The organism is Actinomadura sp. B10D3 (genome assembly GCF_039871695.1).
Taxonomy (GTDB): domain Bacteria; phylum Actinomycetota; class Actinomycetes; order Streptosporangiales; family Streptosporangiaceae; genus Spirillospora; species Spirillospora madurae.
The window spans coordinates 255815-272907 of record NZ_JBDPLY010000006.1 but is presented as its reverse complement, the minus strand read 5'-3'; the positions used below and the strand labels follow the sequence as shown (position 1 = coordinate 272907).

General features: G+C 73.0%; 12 protein-coding genes. All 12 read right to left on the bottom strand.

All coding sequences use genetic code 11. The features are described from left to right. Positions 1–94: 94 nt before the first annotated feature. Positions 95–1849, bottom strand: coding sequence for a TIGR03767 family metallophosphoesterase (locus tag ABGB11_RS13445; protein WP_347632398.1), 1755 nt, complete (start codon positions 1847–1849; stop codon positions 95–97). 91 nt (positions 1850–1940) lie between these two features. Further along, positions 1941–3200, bottom strand: a complete 1260-nt coding sequence (locus ABGB11_RS13440; RefSeq protein ID WP_347632396.1) for a glutamate-5-semialdehyde dehydrogenase — start codon at positions 3198–3200, stop codon at positions 1941–1943. A gap of 61 nt (positions 3201–3261) precedes the next feature. Continuing rightward, complete coding sequence (proB, locus tag ABGB11_RS13435) at positions 3262–4368, bottom strand: glutamate 5-kinase (protein ID WP_347632394.1); 1107 nt, start codon at positions 4366–4368, stop codon at positions 3262–3264. A 20-nt stretch (positions 4369–4388) separates the two neighbouring features. Next, positions 4389–5786 (bottom strand): GTPase ObgE, encoded by a 1398-nt coding sequence (gene obgE, locus ABGB11_RS13430; RefSeq protein WP_347632392.1) that lies wholly within the window; start codon positions 5784–5786, stop codon positions 4389–4391. Between the two features lie 84 nt (positions 5787–5870). Beyond that, positions 5871–6128: a 50S ribosomal protein L27 gene (gene rpmA, locus ABGB11_RS13425; protein ID WP_075899989.1), complete on the bottom strand. Its 258-nt coding sequence runs from the start codon at positions 6126–6128 to the stop codon at positions 5871–5873. Between the two features lie 14 nt (positions 6129–6142). After that, entirely contained in the window at positions 6143–6457 is a 315-nt protein-coding gene (gene rplU / locus ABGB11_RS13420) for a 50S ribosomal protein L21 (protein ID WP_021595696.1), read from the bottom strand. A gap of 142 nt (positions 6458–6599) precedes the next feature. Then, positions 6600–10043, bottom strand: a complete 3444-nt coding sequence (locus tag ABGB11_RS13415) for an Rne/Rng family ribonuclease (protein WP_347632389.1) — start codon at positions 10041–10043, stop codon at positions 6600–6602. A 206-nt stretch (positions 10044–10249) separates the two neighbouring features. Further along, entirely contained in the window at positions 10250–11107 is an 858-nt protein-coding gene (locus ABGB11_RS13410; RefSeq protein WP_347632387.1) for a TIGR03936 family radical SAM-associated protein, read from the bottom strand. Positions 11108–11258: 151 nt separating this feature from the next. Continuing rightward, positions 11259–13181 (bottom strand): TIGR03960 family B12-binding radical SAM protein, encoded by a 1923-nt coding sequence (locus ABGB11_RS13405; RefSeq protein ID WP_347632385.1) that lies wholly within the window; start codon positions 13179–13181, stop codon positions 11259–11261. Positions 13182–13242: 61 nt separating this feature from the next. Further along, on the bottom strand, positions 13243–14427 hold the full coding sequence (gene rodA, locus ABGB11_RS13400) for a rod shape-determining protein RodA (RefSeq protein ID WP_347632383.1): 1185 nt from the start codon (positions 14425–14427) through the stop codon (positions 13243–13245). Next, positions 14424–16496: a penicillin-binding protein 2 gene (mrdA, locus tag ABGB11_RS13395; protein ID WP_347632381.1), complete on the bottom strand. Its 2073-nt coding sequence runs from the start codon at positions 16494–16496 to the stop codon at positions 14424–14426. The genes rodA and mrdA overlap by 4 nt, the downstream gene beginning before the upstream one ends. Further along, positions 16493–17092: a rod shape-determining protein MreD gene (mreD, locus tag ABGB11_RS13390; RefSeq protein WP_347632379.1), complete on the bottom strand. Its 600-nt coding sequence runs from the start codon at positions 17090–17092 to the stop codon at positions 16493–16495. The genes mrdA and mreD overlap by 4 nt, the downstream gene beginning before the upstream one ends. Between the last annotated feature and the right edge of the window lies 1 nt (position 17093).

Sequence of the window (17093 nt, the reverse complement as noted above, 5' to 3'; positions counted from 1 at the left end):
ACGAGGGCCGCCGCGACACGGACGCGGCGGCCCTTTCGCGTGCCGTCTCCTGGCGTGCCGTCTCCTGGCGTGCCGTCTCCTGGCGTCCGGCGTCCTAGAAGGGCGCGGGGACGAGAAGCTCGACGTTGCGGTCGGCGACCTCGCCGCGGCGGTTCTCCTCCCGGTCCTGCCAGTCGTTGCCCGCCAGCTCCCGGGACAGCGACGCCAGCCGGACGGGCTCGGTGAGGCGGCCGCCGTAGGACGCGGGCCCGGCCGAGTCCAGGATGGTCGCGAAGACCGACAGGGTGCCGTCGCCGTTGTCGGCCAGCTCGACGATCCGGCTCTGCTGCGGGAAGTCGATGTGCGCGGCCGTGTTGACCTCCCAGAACCCTCCCCCGCCCTCGCGAGCATGCGGGATGACCTCGTTGCGGTGCGTGTGGCCGTTCACCCACAGGACGACGTTCGGGTAGCGCAGCAGGAGCGCCTCGATCTCGTCGCCGAGGACGCGGTCGCCGCCGATCGGGTTCTCCAGCGAGCCGATCGGGTGGTGGCTGAACAGGACGAACAGCCGATCCTTCACCGCGTGCCGCACGACCGAGCCGTCCGCGGCGAAGTAGCGGCCGCTCCCCGCCTTCAGCTGGGCCTCCAGCCACGCGAACTGCTTGCGGTCGAGCGACCCCTCGGAGTAGCCGTTCGGGTTGACGGTGTCGAGGACGAGGCCCCGCACGACGCCCCGGTCGAAGGCGTAGTAGGCCGTCCCCTCGCGGAGGTTGTCCAGGGTGAAGCCGTGGCCGCGCAGGGACGCGGTGGTCTTGAAGTGCTCGGCGACGACCTCGCCGCGCGACAGCATCCGGCGGTTCAGGTCCGGGGTGACCGGGCGGAACAGGCCGCCGGCGCCGCCCCGCTCGCGGCTGAGCCGGACGAGTTCGGCGGCGTCGGCGTCGCGGAGCATCCGGGCGAGGCGCTCGGCCTGCCCGTCGTCCGCCGGGGCGCCGATCTTGATGCCGCCGGTGGCGAGGCCCGACACGATCGGGTTGACCGGCAGGTTGCCCTGGATGAGGCCGTCGTGGTTGCCGAACACCGCGAGCCAGGGCGTGTCCAGCCCGGTCGCCTGGAACGGCCGGCGGGCGGCCTCGATCAGCCCGCGCACCCGCGGGAACCCGTACCGGCTGATCGGCAGGTCGGCCTCCGCGCCGGGCGGCGCGCCCTCCGGGTGCCAGAACGCCCGGTCGTAGGACGTCCAGTCCATGACGCCCTCGTACCGGTCCGGGTCGCCGGAGTCGGGGCGGATGCGGCCGCCGTCCAGCAGGTCGATGATCCAGCGGACCTCGTTGTACTGGACGTTGTCGGCCGCGTCGCCGGTGTTGATGGTGAACGCGAGGGGCAGCCCGGTCGCCGGGCCCCGGCCGACCGCGTTGACCGCCCGCACCATCGCCTCGGCGACCTGCGTGGACAGGATCTCCTGGGGCCGGTACGCGCCCTCGACGGGCAGCACGTTCAGGGCGTCCTTGAACCGGTCGACGAACTCCACGCGGGCCGGGGACTGCGCGTCGATGACGTGCACGTCGGTGAGATGGCCGAACGCCAGGACGCCGCGGCGGGTGGCGGCCCGCCGCGCGGAGGCGGTGCCGCCGAGGTCGCGGCGCAGGACGTGCGGCTCGCCCGGCCCGGTGATCACCGGGCGGTACCCGCCGGCGCCCGCGGCGCCGAGCACGTACGTCCGGTCGAGGGTGGTGCCGGCCACGGGGCCGCGGAGCGCGGGCGCAGCGGCGGCGGGGCGGGCCGGGAACGCGGCCAGCCCGGTGGAGGCGATCCCCGCGCCGAGGGCGGCGCCCTTCAGGACGCGGCGGCGGCTGTACTCACGAGTCACAATCGTGAATCAGACCACACCGGGAACGTGACATCAATGGCAAAAATGTCACAACTCCGACGGTGGCCGCTGCCGGTCCCGCCGCCCGGCGTCAGCCGCGCACGTGCCCCTCGCCCGTCACCACGTACTTCGTGGAGGTCAGCTCCGGCAGCCCCATCGGGCCGCGGGCGTGCAGCTTCTGCGTCGAGATGCCGATCTCCGCGCCGAACCCGAACTCCTCGCCGTCGGTGAAGCGCGTCGAGGCGTTCACCATCACGGCCGCCGAGTCGACCAGGGCGACGAACCGCTTCGCGGCCGGCTGGGACGCCGTGACGATCGCCTCGGTGTGCCCCGACCCGTACCGGCGGATGTGGGCGACGGCGTCCTCCAGCGAGTCGACCACGCGGGCGGCGATGTCGAGCGACAGGTACTCGGCGTACCAGTCGTCCTCGGTCGCCTCCACGACCCCGTCGCCGTACGAGCGGATGCGGTCGTCGCCGTGCACCGTGACACCCGCGTCCTTGAGCGCCTCAAGCGCGCGCGGGACGAACCTGTCGGCGATGTCGGCGTGCACGAGGAACGTCTCCGCGGCGTTGCACACCGACGGGCGCTGCGTCTTGGCGTTCAGGAGCAGCTCCACGGCCATGTCCACGTCCGCGGCGGCGTCCACGTACACCGCGCAGTTCCCCACGCCCGTCTCGATCACCGGGACGGTCGACTCCTCCACCACCGAGTTGATCAGCGAGGCGCCGCCGCGCGGGATCAGCACGTCCACCAGGCCGCGCGCCCGCATCAGGTGCTTCACCGACTCGCGGGACGTCCCCGGGACGAGCTGCACCGCGTCCGCCGGGACCTCGGTGCCGGCGAGGGCGCCCTGCATCACCTCGACCAGCGCCGTGTTCGAGTCGTGCGCCGACGACGAGCCGCGCAGCATCGCCACGTTCCCGCTCTTCAGGCACAGCGCGGCGGCGTCCACGGTCACGTTCGGGCGGCCCTCGTAGATCATCCCGACGACGCCGAGCGGCACCCGCACCTGCCGCAGCTCCAGCCCGTTCGGCAGCACGCTCCCGCGCACCGTCTCCCCCACCGGGTCCGGCAGCACGGCGACCTTGCGGACCGCGTCGGCGATCGCGGCGATCCGCTCCTCCGACAGGCTCAGCCGGTCGATCATGTACTCGGAGATGCCGCCCTCCCGGGCCCGCGCCACGTCGGCCTCGTTCGCCTTGACGATCTCCGGCGCGGCCGCCACCAGCGCGTCCGCGATCCGGTGCAGCGCCGCGTCCTTCGCCGCCCGCGGCAGCGGGGCCAGGCCGGCCGCGGCCTCCCGGGCGCGCCGCGCCACCCGCAGGAACTCCTCGCGCTCCTCGCTCATCATCAGGCTCCCTCAGTCCGGTCGTCCCCGCGGGACGAGCCCCGATTCATGTCGGCACCGGTCATGTCAGCACCACCAGGTGGTCGCGGTGGATTATCTCGCGTTCGTACTCGGCGCCCAGCTCGCGGGCCAGCCAGCGCGTCGAGCGCCCCATCAGGTCGGGGATCTCGGACGCGTCGTAGTTCACCAGCCCCCGCGCGACGACCCGGCCGCCGGGGTCGCACAGGTCGACGGGGTCGCCCGCGGCGAAGTCGCCGTCCACCCCCGTCACGCCCGCCGGCAGCAGCGACTTGCGGCGCCGCACGATCGCCTCGACCGCGCCCGCGTCCAGCGTGACGCGGCCCTGCCCGGTGGTGGCGTGCGCGAGCCACAGGTTCCGGGTCGACATGCGGCGCCCCTCGGCCGGGTGGAACAGCGTCCCGACCCGGTCGCCGGCGAGGGCGCGGGCGGCCGACGCCGCGTTCGTCAGCACCACGGGGATGCCCGCGATCCGCGCCGCCTCGACCTTGGTGACCATGCCGCCGGTGCCGACGCGCCCGGACCCGCCGAGCTCGACGCCCTTCAGGTCGCCCGGGCCGTGCACGTCGTCGATGCGGTGGACGCCCGGCCGCCGCGGATCGCCGGTGTAGAGCGCGTCCACGTCCGACAGCAGGACCAGCGCGTCCGCGCGGATCAGGTGGGCGACGAGCGCGGCGAGCCGGTCGTTGTCGCCGAACCGGATCTCGTCGGTGGCGACGGTGTCGTTCTCGTTCACGATCGGCAGAACGCCCATCGCGAGGAGCTGCGCCAGGGTGCGCTGCGCGTTGCGATGGTGCGAGCGGCGCATCATGTCGTCGGCGGTGAGCAGCACCTGCCCGACCGTCAGCGCGTACCGGGCGAACGACGAGGTGTAGCGGGCGAACAGCAGGCCCTGCCCGACGCTCGCCGCCGCCTGCTGGGTCGCGAGGTCCGGCGGGCGCCGGGTCAGCCCGAGCGGGCCCAGCCCGGCGGCGATCGCGCCGGACGACACGAACACGATCTCGGTGCCGCCGGTGCGCCGGTCGGCGAGGACGTCCACCAGCGCGTCGATCCGGTTCGCGTCGATCGTCCCCTGCGGCGTGGTCAGCGACGACGAGCCCGCCTTCACCACGATGCGGCGGGCCTTCGCGATCGCCTCGCGCTCGCTCATCGAGCAGTCTCCTCGCAGATCTAGACGTACCCGTCCAGGCGGCGGTCGGTGCCGCGCGGACCCATCGCCGCCTCGCCCGCGGGGACGTCCGGCTCCCAGTCGAACACGATCGAGTCGTCGGCCGTGCCGATCAACACGGTCGCGCCCGCCGCGGCGCCCGCCTCGGTGAGCGCGTCCTCCACGCCGAGCCGGGCGAGCCGGTCGGCGAGATAGCCGACGGCCTCCTCGTTGGCGAAGTCCGTCTGCCGCAGCCAGCGCACGGGCTTCGTCCCGGTGATCAGGTAGGTGTTGTCGCCGAGGCTCTTGATCTCGAAGTCGGCGTCGCTCCCGACCGGCTCGGGACGGATCACGACGCGGGTCGGCTCCGCCGGCGGCAGGGACGCGCGGTGCTCGGTCACCATCGCCGCCATCGCGAACGACAGCTCGCGCAGCCCCTCGTGCGTCGCCGCGGACACCTCGAACACCCGAAGGCCGCGCGCCTCGAACTCGGGCCGCACCATCTCGGCGAGGTCGCGGCCGTCCGGCACGTCCACCTTGTTCAGCACGACGATGCGCGGCCGGTCCGACAGCGGGCGGTCGCCCAGCACCTGGTCGTAGGCCTGGAGCTCGCGCTCGATGACCTCGAAGTCGCTCACCGGGTCGCGTCCGGGCTCCATCGTCGCGCAGTCCAGGACGTGGGCGAGGGTGGACGAGCGCTCGATGTGGCGCAGGAAGTCCAGCCCGAGGCCGCGGCCCTCGCTGGCACCCTCGATCAGGCCGGGGACGTCCGCGACCGTGAACGTGGTGTCGCCCGCGCTCACCACGCCGAGGTTCGGGATCAGCGTCGTGAACGGGTAGTCGGCGATCTTCGGCTTGGCGGCGGACAGCGCGGCGATCAGCGACGACTTCCCGGCGCTGGGGAACCCGACGAGCGCGACGTCGGCGACGCTCTTCAGCTCCAGCACGACGTCCCGCTCCTCGCCGGGCTCGCCGAGCAGCGCGAACCCGGGCGCCTTGCGCTTGGCGGACGCCAGCGCGGCGTTCCCGAGACCGCCGCTGCCGCCCTTCGCGATCACGAACCGGGTGCCCTCGCCGACCAGGTCCGCGAGGACCGTGTCGCCCTGCTTCACGACGGTGCCGTCCGGGACGGGCAGGACCACGTCCTCGCCGTCCGCGCCCGTGCGCAGGCTGCCCTGGCCGGGCCGCCCGTTCCCGGCCTTGCGGTGCGGGCGCCGGTGGTATTCGAGGAGGCTCGCGGCATTGGAGTCGACGACGAGGACGACGTCGCCGCCGCGGCCTCCGTTCGCACCGTCCGGCCCGCCGAGCGGCTTGAACTTCTCCCGGTGGATCGACGCGCAGCCGTTGCCGCCCTTGCCCGCGGCGACGTGCAGCACCACCCGGTCGATGAACTGCGCGCCCGATCCCGCTCCAGCGGCCACGGTGAACTCTCCTCGGTCGGAAATGGCGAAGGGGCGGACCGAAGAACGGTCCGCCCCTTCGAGAACGCTTGGTGCCCCGGCGGACTATTCCGCCGGCGGGACGACGCTCACCGCGTTGCGGCCACGGTAGCGGCGGAACTCCACCGCACCCGCGACCAGCGCGAACAGGGTGTCGTCGCCGCCGCGGCCGACGCCCGGCCCGGGGTGGAAGTGGGTGCCGCGCTGCCGGACGATGATCTCGCCCGCGTTGACGACCTGGCCGCCGAACCGCTTCACACCGAGGCGCTGGGCGTTGGAGTCGCGACCGTTACGGCTGGACGATGCGCCCTTCTTGTGTGCCATGTGACCGCTCTCCCTTACTTCCCGGCCTTGATACCGGTGATCTTGACCTCGGTGTACGGCTGGCGGTGGCCCATCCGCCGCTTGTACCCGGTCTTGTTCCGGTAGTGCATGATGTTGATCTTGGGGCCCTTGACCGCGCCGAGGATCTCGGCGGTCACCTCGTAGCGCGCGAGGTCGGCCGCCTTGCTGACGACGTCGTCGCCGTCCACGACCAGCAGGGCCTGAAGCTTGACGGTCGAGCCGACCTCACCGGCCAGCTTGTCGACGGTCAGCACGTCGTCGACGGCCACCTTCTCCTGCCGGCCGCCTGCGCGGACAATCGCGTACACCGCGGAAACCCTTCGTCTGCGCGCGCTTCCGGACTGAACCGGTCCCACGCGTGGCTTTACCAGCCCCCGGATGGGGGCCTACCCCCGGCACCGGGCCGAGGGCGGCACACCAGGAGAGACCCCTGGCGCTCTCTGCTTGGCCTCACCGGATCGGCGAGGTGAGCACCGAACGAGCCCCGGACGGGTTCGCGGTGCAGGTTCGGACGACGCGCCCACGACGCGCCGAGCTATAAGAATACCGGATTCCCCCAGCACAAAGCGAACCGTGCTGGATCGTGGTCGCGGCGTGGACGTGCGGGCGGATGGGGGGAGTCTTCTCGGCCGCGCCCGGGACGGAGCCGTTCGGCTCGGCGGCGGACGCGTCGGCGGTCACCTCGGTGCCGTTCAGGTCCGGGCCGGTGAGCTCGGCCGGTCCGGCCGGCTCGGCAGGCTCGGCAGGCTCGGCCGGTGCGGCAGCCTCGGCCGGTGCGGCAGCCTCGGCAGGCTCGGCCGGCTCGGCACCCTCGGCAGGCTCAGCCGAACCAGCGAACTCGGCAGGCTCAGCCAGTTCGGCCGGTCCGGCCGGCTCGGCAGGCTCGACCGATGCGGCAGGCTCAACCGGTGCCGCCGGCTCAGCCGATCCGGCCGGTTCGGGCGACTCAGACGGTTCGGTCGGGTCGGTGCCGTTGGGGGTCACCGCCACCGGCTCGGTGGAGTCGAGGGTGCCGGGGGGTGTGTCGGTGGCCTCGGCCGCGGCCTCGGCGGCCTCCACGGCCGCCTGTGCCGGGGACTCGTCGATCTCGGGCGGGGGCCCGGCCGGGCGCTTGGCGGGGCCCGACTTCTTCGGCCGGGAGCGGACCGGCTCCGGCTTCGCCTCCACGACGGGGGCCGGGGCGGCGGCGACCGGCTCCGGCGCGGGCTCCGGCGGTGCGGGCTCCGGCGCTGCGGGCTCCGGCGCTGCGGGCTCCTTCGGCTTGGCCTGGGCCAGCTTCTCCTCGACCGCCTTCTCGACGTCGCCCTTGCGCTTGCGGCGGCGGCCGCTCTCCTTGCCGGCCGCCTTGTCCGCCTTCGGCTCGACCGGCGTGAGGTGGACGTGGATGCCGCGGCCGTTGCAGGACTCGCAGGTCTCCGAGAACGCCTCCAGCAGGCCCTGGCCGACGCGCTTGCGGGTCATCTGCACCAGGCCGAGCGAGGTGACCTCGGCGACCTGGTGCTTGGTGCGGTCCCGCGACAGGCACTCGACGAGGCGGCGCAGCACGAGGTCGCGGTTGCTCTCCAGCACCATGTCGATGAAGTCGATCACGACGATGCCGCCGATGTCGCGCAGCCGGAGCTGGCGGACGATCTCCTCGGCCGCCTCCAGGTTGTTGCGGGTGACGGTCTCCTCCAGGTTGCCGCCCTGCCCGGTGAACTTGCCGGTGTTGACGTCGATGACCGTCATCGCCTCGGTCCGGTCGATCACCAGGGAGCCGCCGGACGGCAGCCAGACCTTGCGGTCCAGCGCCTTGGCGATCTGCTCGTCGATGCGGTACGCGGAGAGGGCGTCCTGGTCGCCCGTCCAGCGCTCGACGCGGTCGGCGAGATGCGGGGCGACGTACTCGACGTACTCGGAGACGGTGTCCCAGGCCTCCGCACCGGACACCACGAGCTTGGTGAAGTCCTCGTTGAAGATGTCGCGGACGACCCGGATCGTCAGGTCGGGCTCACCGTAGAGGAGGGAGGGGGCCGAGGCCGTCTTGACCTTCTTCCGGATGTTCTCCCACTGCGCGGCCAGGCGGGACACGTCGCGGGCGAGCTCCTCCTCGGTCGCACCCTCGGCCGCGGTGCGGACGATCACGCCGGCGTTCTCCGGCATGACCTTCTTCAGGATCGACTTGAGGCGGCTGCGCTCCTTGTCGGGGAGCTTGCGGCTGATGCCGGTCATCGAGCCGTCCGGCACGTACACCAGGTAGCGGCCCGGCAGCGAGACCTGGCTGGTCAGCCGGGCGCCCTTGTGGCCGAGCGGGTCCTTGGTGACCTGGACGAGCACCGACTGGCCCGACTTCAGCGCCGACTCGATGCGGCGCGGCTGGCCCTCCAGCCCGGAGGCGTCCCAGTTGACCTCGCCCGCGTACAGGACGGCGTTGCGGCCCTTGCCGATGTCGACGAACGCCGCCTCCATCGACGGCAGCACGTTCTGGACCTTGCCCAGGTAGACGTTGCCCACGTACGACTGGTGCGTCGCGCGGTTGACGTAGTGCTCGACGAGGACGTCGTCCTCCAGGACGGCGATCTGCGTGCGCTCGCCCTCCTGCCGCACCACCATGACGCGCTCCACGGCCTCGCGGCGCGCGAGGAACTCCGCCTCGGTGATCACCGGCGGGCGGCGGCGGCCCTGCTCGCGGCCCTCCCGGCGGCGCTGCTTCTTGGCCTCCAGCCGGGTCGAGCCCCGCACGGACCGGACCTCGTCCTCGGCGGCGGCCCGCTCCTCGCGGGCGGTGCGGACGTGCACGACGGTGTTCGGCGGGTCGTCCGTGCCGTTGCCGGTCTCGGCGTCGGTGCCCGAACGGCGCCGCCGGCGGCGACGGCGGCGGCTCCCGCCGGTCTGGCCCTCGTCCTCGTCCTCGCCGTCGGCGGAGTCCTGCTCGGGCTCCTCCGCCTTGGGCTCCTTGTCCTTGTCCTTCTCCTTCTCCTTGTCCTTGCCCTTGCCCTTGGCGGCCTTGCCGGACTTGCCCTTGGCCGACTTGCCGCCCTTGGCGGGCTGCTCGTCCTTGGGCTCCTCGGCCTCGGCCTCCTCGGCGGTGGCCTCGTCGTCGGCGCCCTCCTTGCCGCCCCGGCCACGGCCGCGGCCGCCGCGGCGGCGCCGCCGGCGGGACGGGCGGTCGTCGGACTCGTCCTCGTCCGCGGAATCGTGATCGAGGTCCTCGTCGCCGGTGTCGCGGTCGGCGGGCTCGGCGGGCTCGGCCGGCTCGGTCTCGGCGGGCTCGCGGCGGGCGGGCGTCTCCGCCGTCGGCTGCGGCGGCTGGAAGACCACCATGGGCGGCTGGAACGTCACGCCCGGGACCCCGACCCCGCTCGCGGGCTCGGTCTCCGACACCTGCTCGGCGGACGCCGCGTCGAGCACCGGCTCCGTGCCGGCGACCGGGACGGACGGGACCTGCGGGACCGCGGGCACGCCCGGCGCCTCCGAGGCGGCGGACGCGGCCGAGCGGCGGCGGGTCCGGGTGCGGGGAGCCGGCGCCTCGCCGGCGGGCTCCGCAGCGGCCCCCTCGGGCTCGGCCTCCGGAGTGGTCTCCGCGCCGGTCATGGGGACGGGCTCGGGCGCCTCGGCGGCCTTCGCGCCGCGGGTGCGGGTGCGGGTCCTCGTGGCGCGCTTCGGCGGCTCGGGGGCCTCGGCCGCCGGGGCGGCCTCCTCGGCGGACGCGTCGGACGCGTCGGCCGCCGCCGGGGAGGCGGGAGCGGACGGCGCGTCGTCGACGTCGGGCGGCGGCCCGGCCGGGCGGCTCGCACGGCGCGGGCGCGACGTCACGCCCGAGGCCTCGGGCTGCGCGGCCTCCGCGCTCTCGTTCTCCACGTTCTCGTTACCGGTGCCTTCGGCCGTGGCCGGATCGGCTTCGTTCTCAAGCATGCGGGCAATCTCCCGTCAGGCTCCCGGGCGCGTCCGCCCGGTCCGCCCGGGGGCGGATCGGTGCGGTGCGCCGCACGGGAGCACCTCGTCAATCGTCGGCGTCGCCACGGCCGGGCAGGGCCCGGTCATGACGACGAAGTCGTCGGGGGCGCGCCCGCCGTACCCTGCGGGACCGGTTCCGTGCTGCCACGGCTTCGGTTCCACGGTCAGGCGCTGACGGCATCCGCGCTCGCGGCGTCCCCGGGCTGCGGCCGCTCCAAGCCGCGGGCCGTCTCGGCGTCGTCGCCGGACGGCAGGCCGATCTCCCGGTCGGGATCCAGGGGATCCGCGAGGCCACCGGTGTCCGCGTCGAGGGGCCCCTGCGCCAGCCTGGTCACCAGCGGTGGTGACGGCGGCGCGAGGTCGGCGACCTGGCGCAGTCCGGTGAGGATGTCGTCGGGTCGTACGGCGGGTGTGGAATGCCGAACAACCATTCGAAGTATCGCACAAGGGGCATCCGCCGCCTCCGCGGCGCGCCGGTCCGGCTCGAAGGCGGACACGGCGGCGCGCACGTCGAAACGGCGCCGCCCCTTCTTCGTGAGGCGTTCCACCTCGATCGTCTCGGCGGCCATGAAGGCGGCCACGGCCTCGGCGGCGTCGCGCTCGGCGACGCCGTCCAGCCTGATCCGCCATTCGGACGCCTCGAGCCGATCGGCGAACGCGCCCGGCCTGGCCGGCGCGTCACCGCGTCCCGCCCGGACCGGCACGACATCCAGGATGTCGAGCCCGGGGGGCAGGGCCGCGTCGAGATCGGCCCGCACCCGCGCAGGGTCGCAGGTCGCGGTAAGTCCGAGTTCGAGGTATTCGGCCTCACTGGCCACCCCTGTCGCCGCCGCACCCGCGTACGAGATCTTCGGGTGGGGGGTGAATCCGCCGCTGAACGCGACAGGGATCCCGGCGCGCCGCACGGCGCGTTCCACGGCCCGGGATATGTCGCGGTGGCTCGTGAACCGCAGCCTGCCCCGCTTGGCGTAGCGGACGCGCAGTCGCTGGGTCACGGGGGCCGGCGCCGGACCCTCCGGCATGGGTGCCAGGGTTCTGGTCCTTCCTACTCGTGTCGAGTCGAAATAAAGGTCTCCCTATAGAGTACGGGTCGCCGGGCCCGGTTCCGCCAGCCCCGGCCCCCGCAGGGCCCCGGACCCCCGCAGGCCAGGGCGCTGACGAGGCCGAATCCGGTTAGACCACGCTCAGCGGGAGCAGCTTGCGGCCGGTCGGCCCGATCTGGATCTCGGTGCCCATCGTGGGGCAGACGCCGCAGTCGTAGCAGGGCGTCCAGCGGCAGTCCTCGACCTCGGTCTCGTCGACCGCGTCCTGCCAGTCCTGCCAGAGCCATTCGCGGTCCAGGCCGGCGTCGAGGTGGTCCCAGGGCAGCACCTCGACCTCGTCGCGCTCCCGGACGGTGTACCAGTCGAGGTCGACGGGCTCGTCGGCGAAGGCCTTCTCGGCGCACGCCGTCCAGCGCTCGTAGGAGAAGTGCTCGCTCCAGCCGTCGAACCGGCCGCCGTCCTCCCAGACGGCCCGGACGACCTTGCCGACGCGCCGGTCGCCGCGCGACAGCAGGCCCTCGACGATGGACGGCTGGCCGTCGTGGTAGCGCAGGCCGATGGCGCGGCCGTACTCCTTGTCGCCGCGCAGGGCGTCCTTGAGGGCGCGCAGGCGCCGGTCGACGGTCTCGTGGTCGCACTGCGCGGCCCACTGGAACGGGGTGTGCGGCTTCGGCACGAACCCGCCGATGGACACCGTGCAGCGGATGTCCTTGCGGCCGGTCGCCTCGCGGCCGGCCCGGATGACGCGCTTGGCCATGTCGGCGATCGCGAGGACGTCCTCGTCCTCCTCGGTGGGCAGGCCGCACATGAAGTAGAGCTTGACCTGCCGCCAGCCGTTCTCGTACGCGGTGGTCACGGTGCGGATCAGGTCGTCCTCGGTGACCATCTTGTTGATCACCTTGCGCATCCGCTCGGAGCCGCCCTCGGGCGCGAACGTCAGGCCGGACCGCCGGCCGCCGCGGGAGAACTCGTTGGCGAGCGTGATGTTGAAGGCGTCCACGCGGGTGGACGGCAGCGACAGCGAGGTGTTGGTGCCCTCGTAGCGGTCGGCGAGGCCCTTCGCGACGTCGCCGATCTCGCTGTGGTCGGCGCTGGACAGGCTGAGCAGCCCGACCTCCTGGAAGCCGGACTCCTTGAGGCCGTGCTCGACCATGTCCCCGATCGTGGTGATCGACCGCTCCCGCACCGGACGGGTGATCATCCCGGCCTGGCAGAACCGGCAGCCGCGCGTGCAGCCGCGGAAGATCTCCACGCTGAACCGCTCGTGCACGGTCTCGGCGAGCGGGACGAGCGGCTTCTTCGGGTACGGCCACTGGTCGAGGTCCATCACCGTGTGCTTCTCGATCCGCCACGGCACCCCCGGGCGGTTCGGCGCGACCCGCTGGATCCGGCCGTCCGGCAGGTAGGTGACGTCGTAGAAGCGCGGGACGTACACGCCGCCGGACGCGGCGAGGCGCAGGAGCAGCCCATCCCGCCCCTCGGGCTCGCCCTCGGCCTTCCACTCGCGGATCACCTCGGTGATGGCGAGCGCGATCTCCTCGCCGTCGCCGAGGACGGCCGCGTCGATGAAGTCGGCGATCGGCTCGGGGTTGAACGCGGCGTGCCCGCCCGCGATCACGATCGGGTGGTCGCCGGTGCGGTCGGCGGCCTCCAGCGGGATGCCGGCGAGGTCGAGCGCCGTCAGCAGGTTGGTGTAGCCGAGCTCGGTGGAGAACGACACGCCGAACACGTCGAACGCGGCGACCGGGCGGTGCGCGTCGACGGTGAACTGCGGGATGCCGTGCTCGCGCATCACGGCCTCCATGTCGGGCCAGACCGAGTAGGTCCGCTCCGCCAGGACGCCGTCCCGCTCGTTCAGGATCTCGTAAAGGATCTGGACGCCCTGGTTCGGCAGCCCCACCTCGTAGGCGTCCGGGTACATCAGGGCCCACCGGACCTCGGTCTCGTCCCAGTCCTTGAGCTGGGAGTTCAGCTCGCCGCCCACGTACTGAATCGGCTTCTGCACGCTCGGGAGCAGCGGCTCCAGGCGCGGGAAGAGCGACTCGACCGGCATGACGGATTCCTCCGAGCAGGGGACATTGGGATGAACGTCCAGCCTACGCCGTGGCGACCGGCTAATCGAACGGACGACGCCGCACGTGGACCGCCTGCAGGAGGCCGAAGGCGATCATGTTGGCGAAGGTGGCGGAACCGCCGTAGGACACGAACGGCAGCGGCAACCCGGTGATCGGCATGATCCCGATCGTCATGCCGACGTTCTCGAACGTCTGGAACCCCAGCCAGCACACCACGCCGGTCGCGACGAGCGTGCCGAACAGGTCGGCGGCCTGGGTGGCGATCCGCAGGCCCCGCCACATCACCACGCCGAGCAGCGCGACGATCACGGCGGCGCCGACGAACCCGAGCTCCTCTCCCGCCACCGTGAAGATGAAGTCGGTCTGCTGCTCGGGGACGAAGTGGCCGCCGGTCTGCTCGCCGTTGAACAGGCCCTTGCCGAACGCGCCGCCCGACCCGATCGCGATCCGCGCCTGCTGGGCGTTGTAGCCGGCGCCGCGCGGGTCGGCCTCGGGGTTCATGAACGCGGTGAAGCGGGCGATCTGGTAGTCCTCCAGCAGCCCGAAGAACCACACCGCCGCCGCCGCGGCGGCGCCGCCCCCGACGAGCCCGAACAGCCAGCGCTTCTGCACGCCGGAGATGGCCAGCATGCCGAGCACCACGGCGATGAACACCAGCGTGGTGCCGAGGTCCGGCTGCAGCATGATCAGCACGGCCGGCACGCCGGCGAGGACGAGCGCGAGCAGCACGTCGCGGCGGCCGGGGCCGATCTCCCCGTCCCGCGGCTCGCCGAGGATCATCGCCAGCAGCACCACGAGCCCGACCTTCGCGAACTCCGACGGCTGCACCTGGAACCCGCCGCCGAGCACGATCCACGAGTGCGAGCCGTTGATCGTGTCGCCGAGCGGGGTGAGGACGGCGACCAGCCCGACGCACGCGACCCCGTAGAGGATCGGGACGTAGGCGCGCAGGAGCCGGTAGTCCAGCAGGGTGACCACGCCGCCGAGCACGAACCCGATGACCAGGTTGAGGATGTGCCGCTTGAGGAACCCCTCCGGGTCCTTGCCCTGCTCGGTCAGCAGCTGGAAGGTGGCCGACCGCACCAGCAGCGCGCCCACCACCGACAGCGCCACCACCGACAGCAGCAGCGGCATGTCGAGCCGCCGCAGCCCGGCCAGCCGGCTCCGCCACGTCCGGCGGCCGCCGTACCCCTCGACGGTCCCCGCCTTCGAGGGGGTGATCACGGGGCGGCCCCCTCGCCGGGCATCTTCGGCAGTTCGGACGGGAGCTTGCCGTCGTCGAGCAGCGGCTTCCTGTCCTTCGTCCCGTACATGGCCTCCCAGATCTCCCGCACGGCCGGGCCCGCCGTCTGCGCGCCCTGCCCGCCCTGGGAGACCATCGCGACCACCGCGAACCGCGGCTTCTTCACCGGGCCGAAGGAGGCGAACCAGGAGGTGTCCTGCTTGCCGTACACCTCCGCGGTGCCGGTCTTGCCGCCCACGTCGACGCGCTTGAAGTCGAACCCGGAGAACGCGCCGGACGCGGTACCGCTCTTCGGCACGTCGGCGAGGGCCTTGCGGATGTACTTCAGCGTCCGCGCCTCGACGGGCAGCTTCTCCGGCGGCGGGGACTCGATCCGGCGCACGACCGTCCCGTCCGCGCGCACGACGGCGACGCCGAGCCGCGGGGTGAGCAGCTTGCCGCCGTTCGCCAGCGCCGCGTAGGCGCGGACGAGCTGCAGCGGCGTGACCAGGACGTCGCCCTGCCCGACCGAGAAGTTCGCCGCGTCACCGGGCCGCCACACGTACCCCTCGGTGCAGTTCTCGGTCGCGACCGCCTTCAGGTAGGCGGCGCGGGCCGGGTCGGTCTTGGCGACGTTCGGGTAGCCCTCCTTGGCGCCCTTGCAGTTGGCGGCCTTGGTGGTCTCCCAGAAGCCCTTCTTCCACTTCCGGTCCGGGATGCGGCCCTCGCTCTCGCTCGGGAGGTCGATGCCGGTGCGCGACCCGAACCCGTACTCGCGGGCCATCTTCACCATCGGGTCGGACGGGTTCTTCTTCGGCTTCATCCCGCCGTCGCGCTGCCACTCCTGGTAGGCGAAGCGGTAGAAGATCGTGTCGCAGGACTTGACGAGCGCCGTGTGCAGCGACATCGGGCCGAGCGACTGGCCCTCGAAGTTGCGGAACGCGCGGTTGCCGACGTTGTAGGAGCCGGGGCACGGGTAGATGCCGCTCAGGCTGTTGCCGTCCTTCACCGCGGCGGACACCGAGGAGATCTTGAAGGTGGAGCCGGGGGCGAACTGCCCTTGGGTGACGCGGGAGATGAGCGGCTCGCCCTTCTTCTTGCCGAGCAGCGCGTCGTACTCCTCCTGGGAGATGCCGCCGGTCCAGATGCTCGGGTCGTAGGTCGGGAAGCTCGCCATCGCGATCATCCGGCCGGTCTGCACGTCCATCACGACCGCGGCGCCGGCGTCGGCGGGGCGGCCCGCCCTGCGCGCGCCGTCGATCGCGTGCTTGAGGGCCTTCTCGGCCGCGCCCTGCACCCCGGCGTCGATGCTGGTGACGAGGTTGTGGCCGGCCGCCGGCGCCTGCTCCTCGGCGGTGCCGGTGACGCGTCCCTGGCTGTCGACGAGGACCCGGCGGAAGCCCGGCTCGCCGCTCAGCGCCGCGTCGTACTGCGCCTCCAGGCCGGCCCGCCCCACCAGGTCGACGCCGCTGTAGCCGGTGACCTTGAGGCCCTTGCGCTTGTCGAGCTCCTCCTGCGTGACGGGCTGGAGGTAGCCGAGGGCCTGCGCGGCGCTCGCGCCGTCCGGCTCCGGGTACTCCCGGACGGCCTGGACCTGTGCGGTGACGCCGGGGAAGTCCTCCTGCCGCTCCATGATCTGGAGGGCGCGCTTGGGGTCGACGTGGTCCTCGATCGGGATCGGCTGGTACGGCGACCCGGGCCAGCAGGGCCGCTTGATCCCCGGCCCGCACAGCCTGATCCGCTTGGAGATCTCGTCGTAGCTCGTCCCGAGGACGCCAGCGAGCCGCTTCAGCACGGGCTCGCCGCCGTCCTTGCGCCGCGACAGCGTCGTGCGGTCGACCGACACGACGAGCGCGCTGCGGTTGCGGACGAGCGGCTTGCCCCGGTCGTCGAGGATCATGCCGCGGGTGGCGGGGACGACGATGTCGCGCATGCGGTTCTGGGCGGCGATCCCCCGGTACTTCTCGCCCTCCAGGACCTGCAGCGCCCACATCCGCCCGACGAGGACGAGCAGCAGCGCCCCGACGAGCACGTACAGGACGACGAGCCGGAAGTGGGTGCGCGGGTTCACAGGTTCCCGCCCCGCTCCGACATCGCGCGGTAGCGGGCGACGGGCACCGAGAGGCGGTCTCCCCGGGACCGTTCGCCCCGCTCGTACCGGCGGGTGACGCGCAGCACCGCCCACACGACGAACGGGCTGGCGATGACGTCGTAGAGCACCTGGAGCGGCACCATGCTGGACACCGTGGCCCACTCGGCGCGCGGGTCGCCGAGGATCATCCCCGTCCCGGCGTACAGGACGGTCCCGGCGAGCGCCCCGGCGGCGACGGCGAAGAACGGCACCACGGACTGGCGGTCCATCTCGGCGGACGCGGCGCCGCACAGGTACCCGATGAGGCAGTAGACGAGCGCGTAGCGGCCGAGGGTGTGGTCGGCGGGCGGGATGATGTCGGCCGCGAGGCCCGCGAGGAACCCGGTGACCATGCCCGTCATCGACCCCGCGACCAGCGCCAGCGCCACGACGGCGAGCAGCACGAGGTCGGGCTGGACGCCGCCGGGCAGCGGCAGCCGGTTGGCCACCGACACCTGCAGGATCAGCGTCACGGCGATCACCATCGCGGTCACGGCCGTGCGGCCGGCCGGCGATGGCTCGGGTGGATTCAGCACG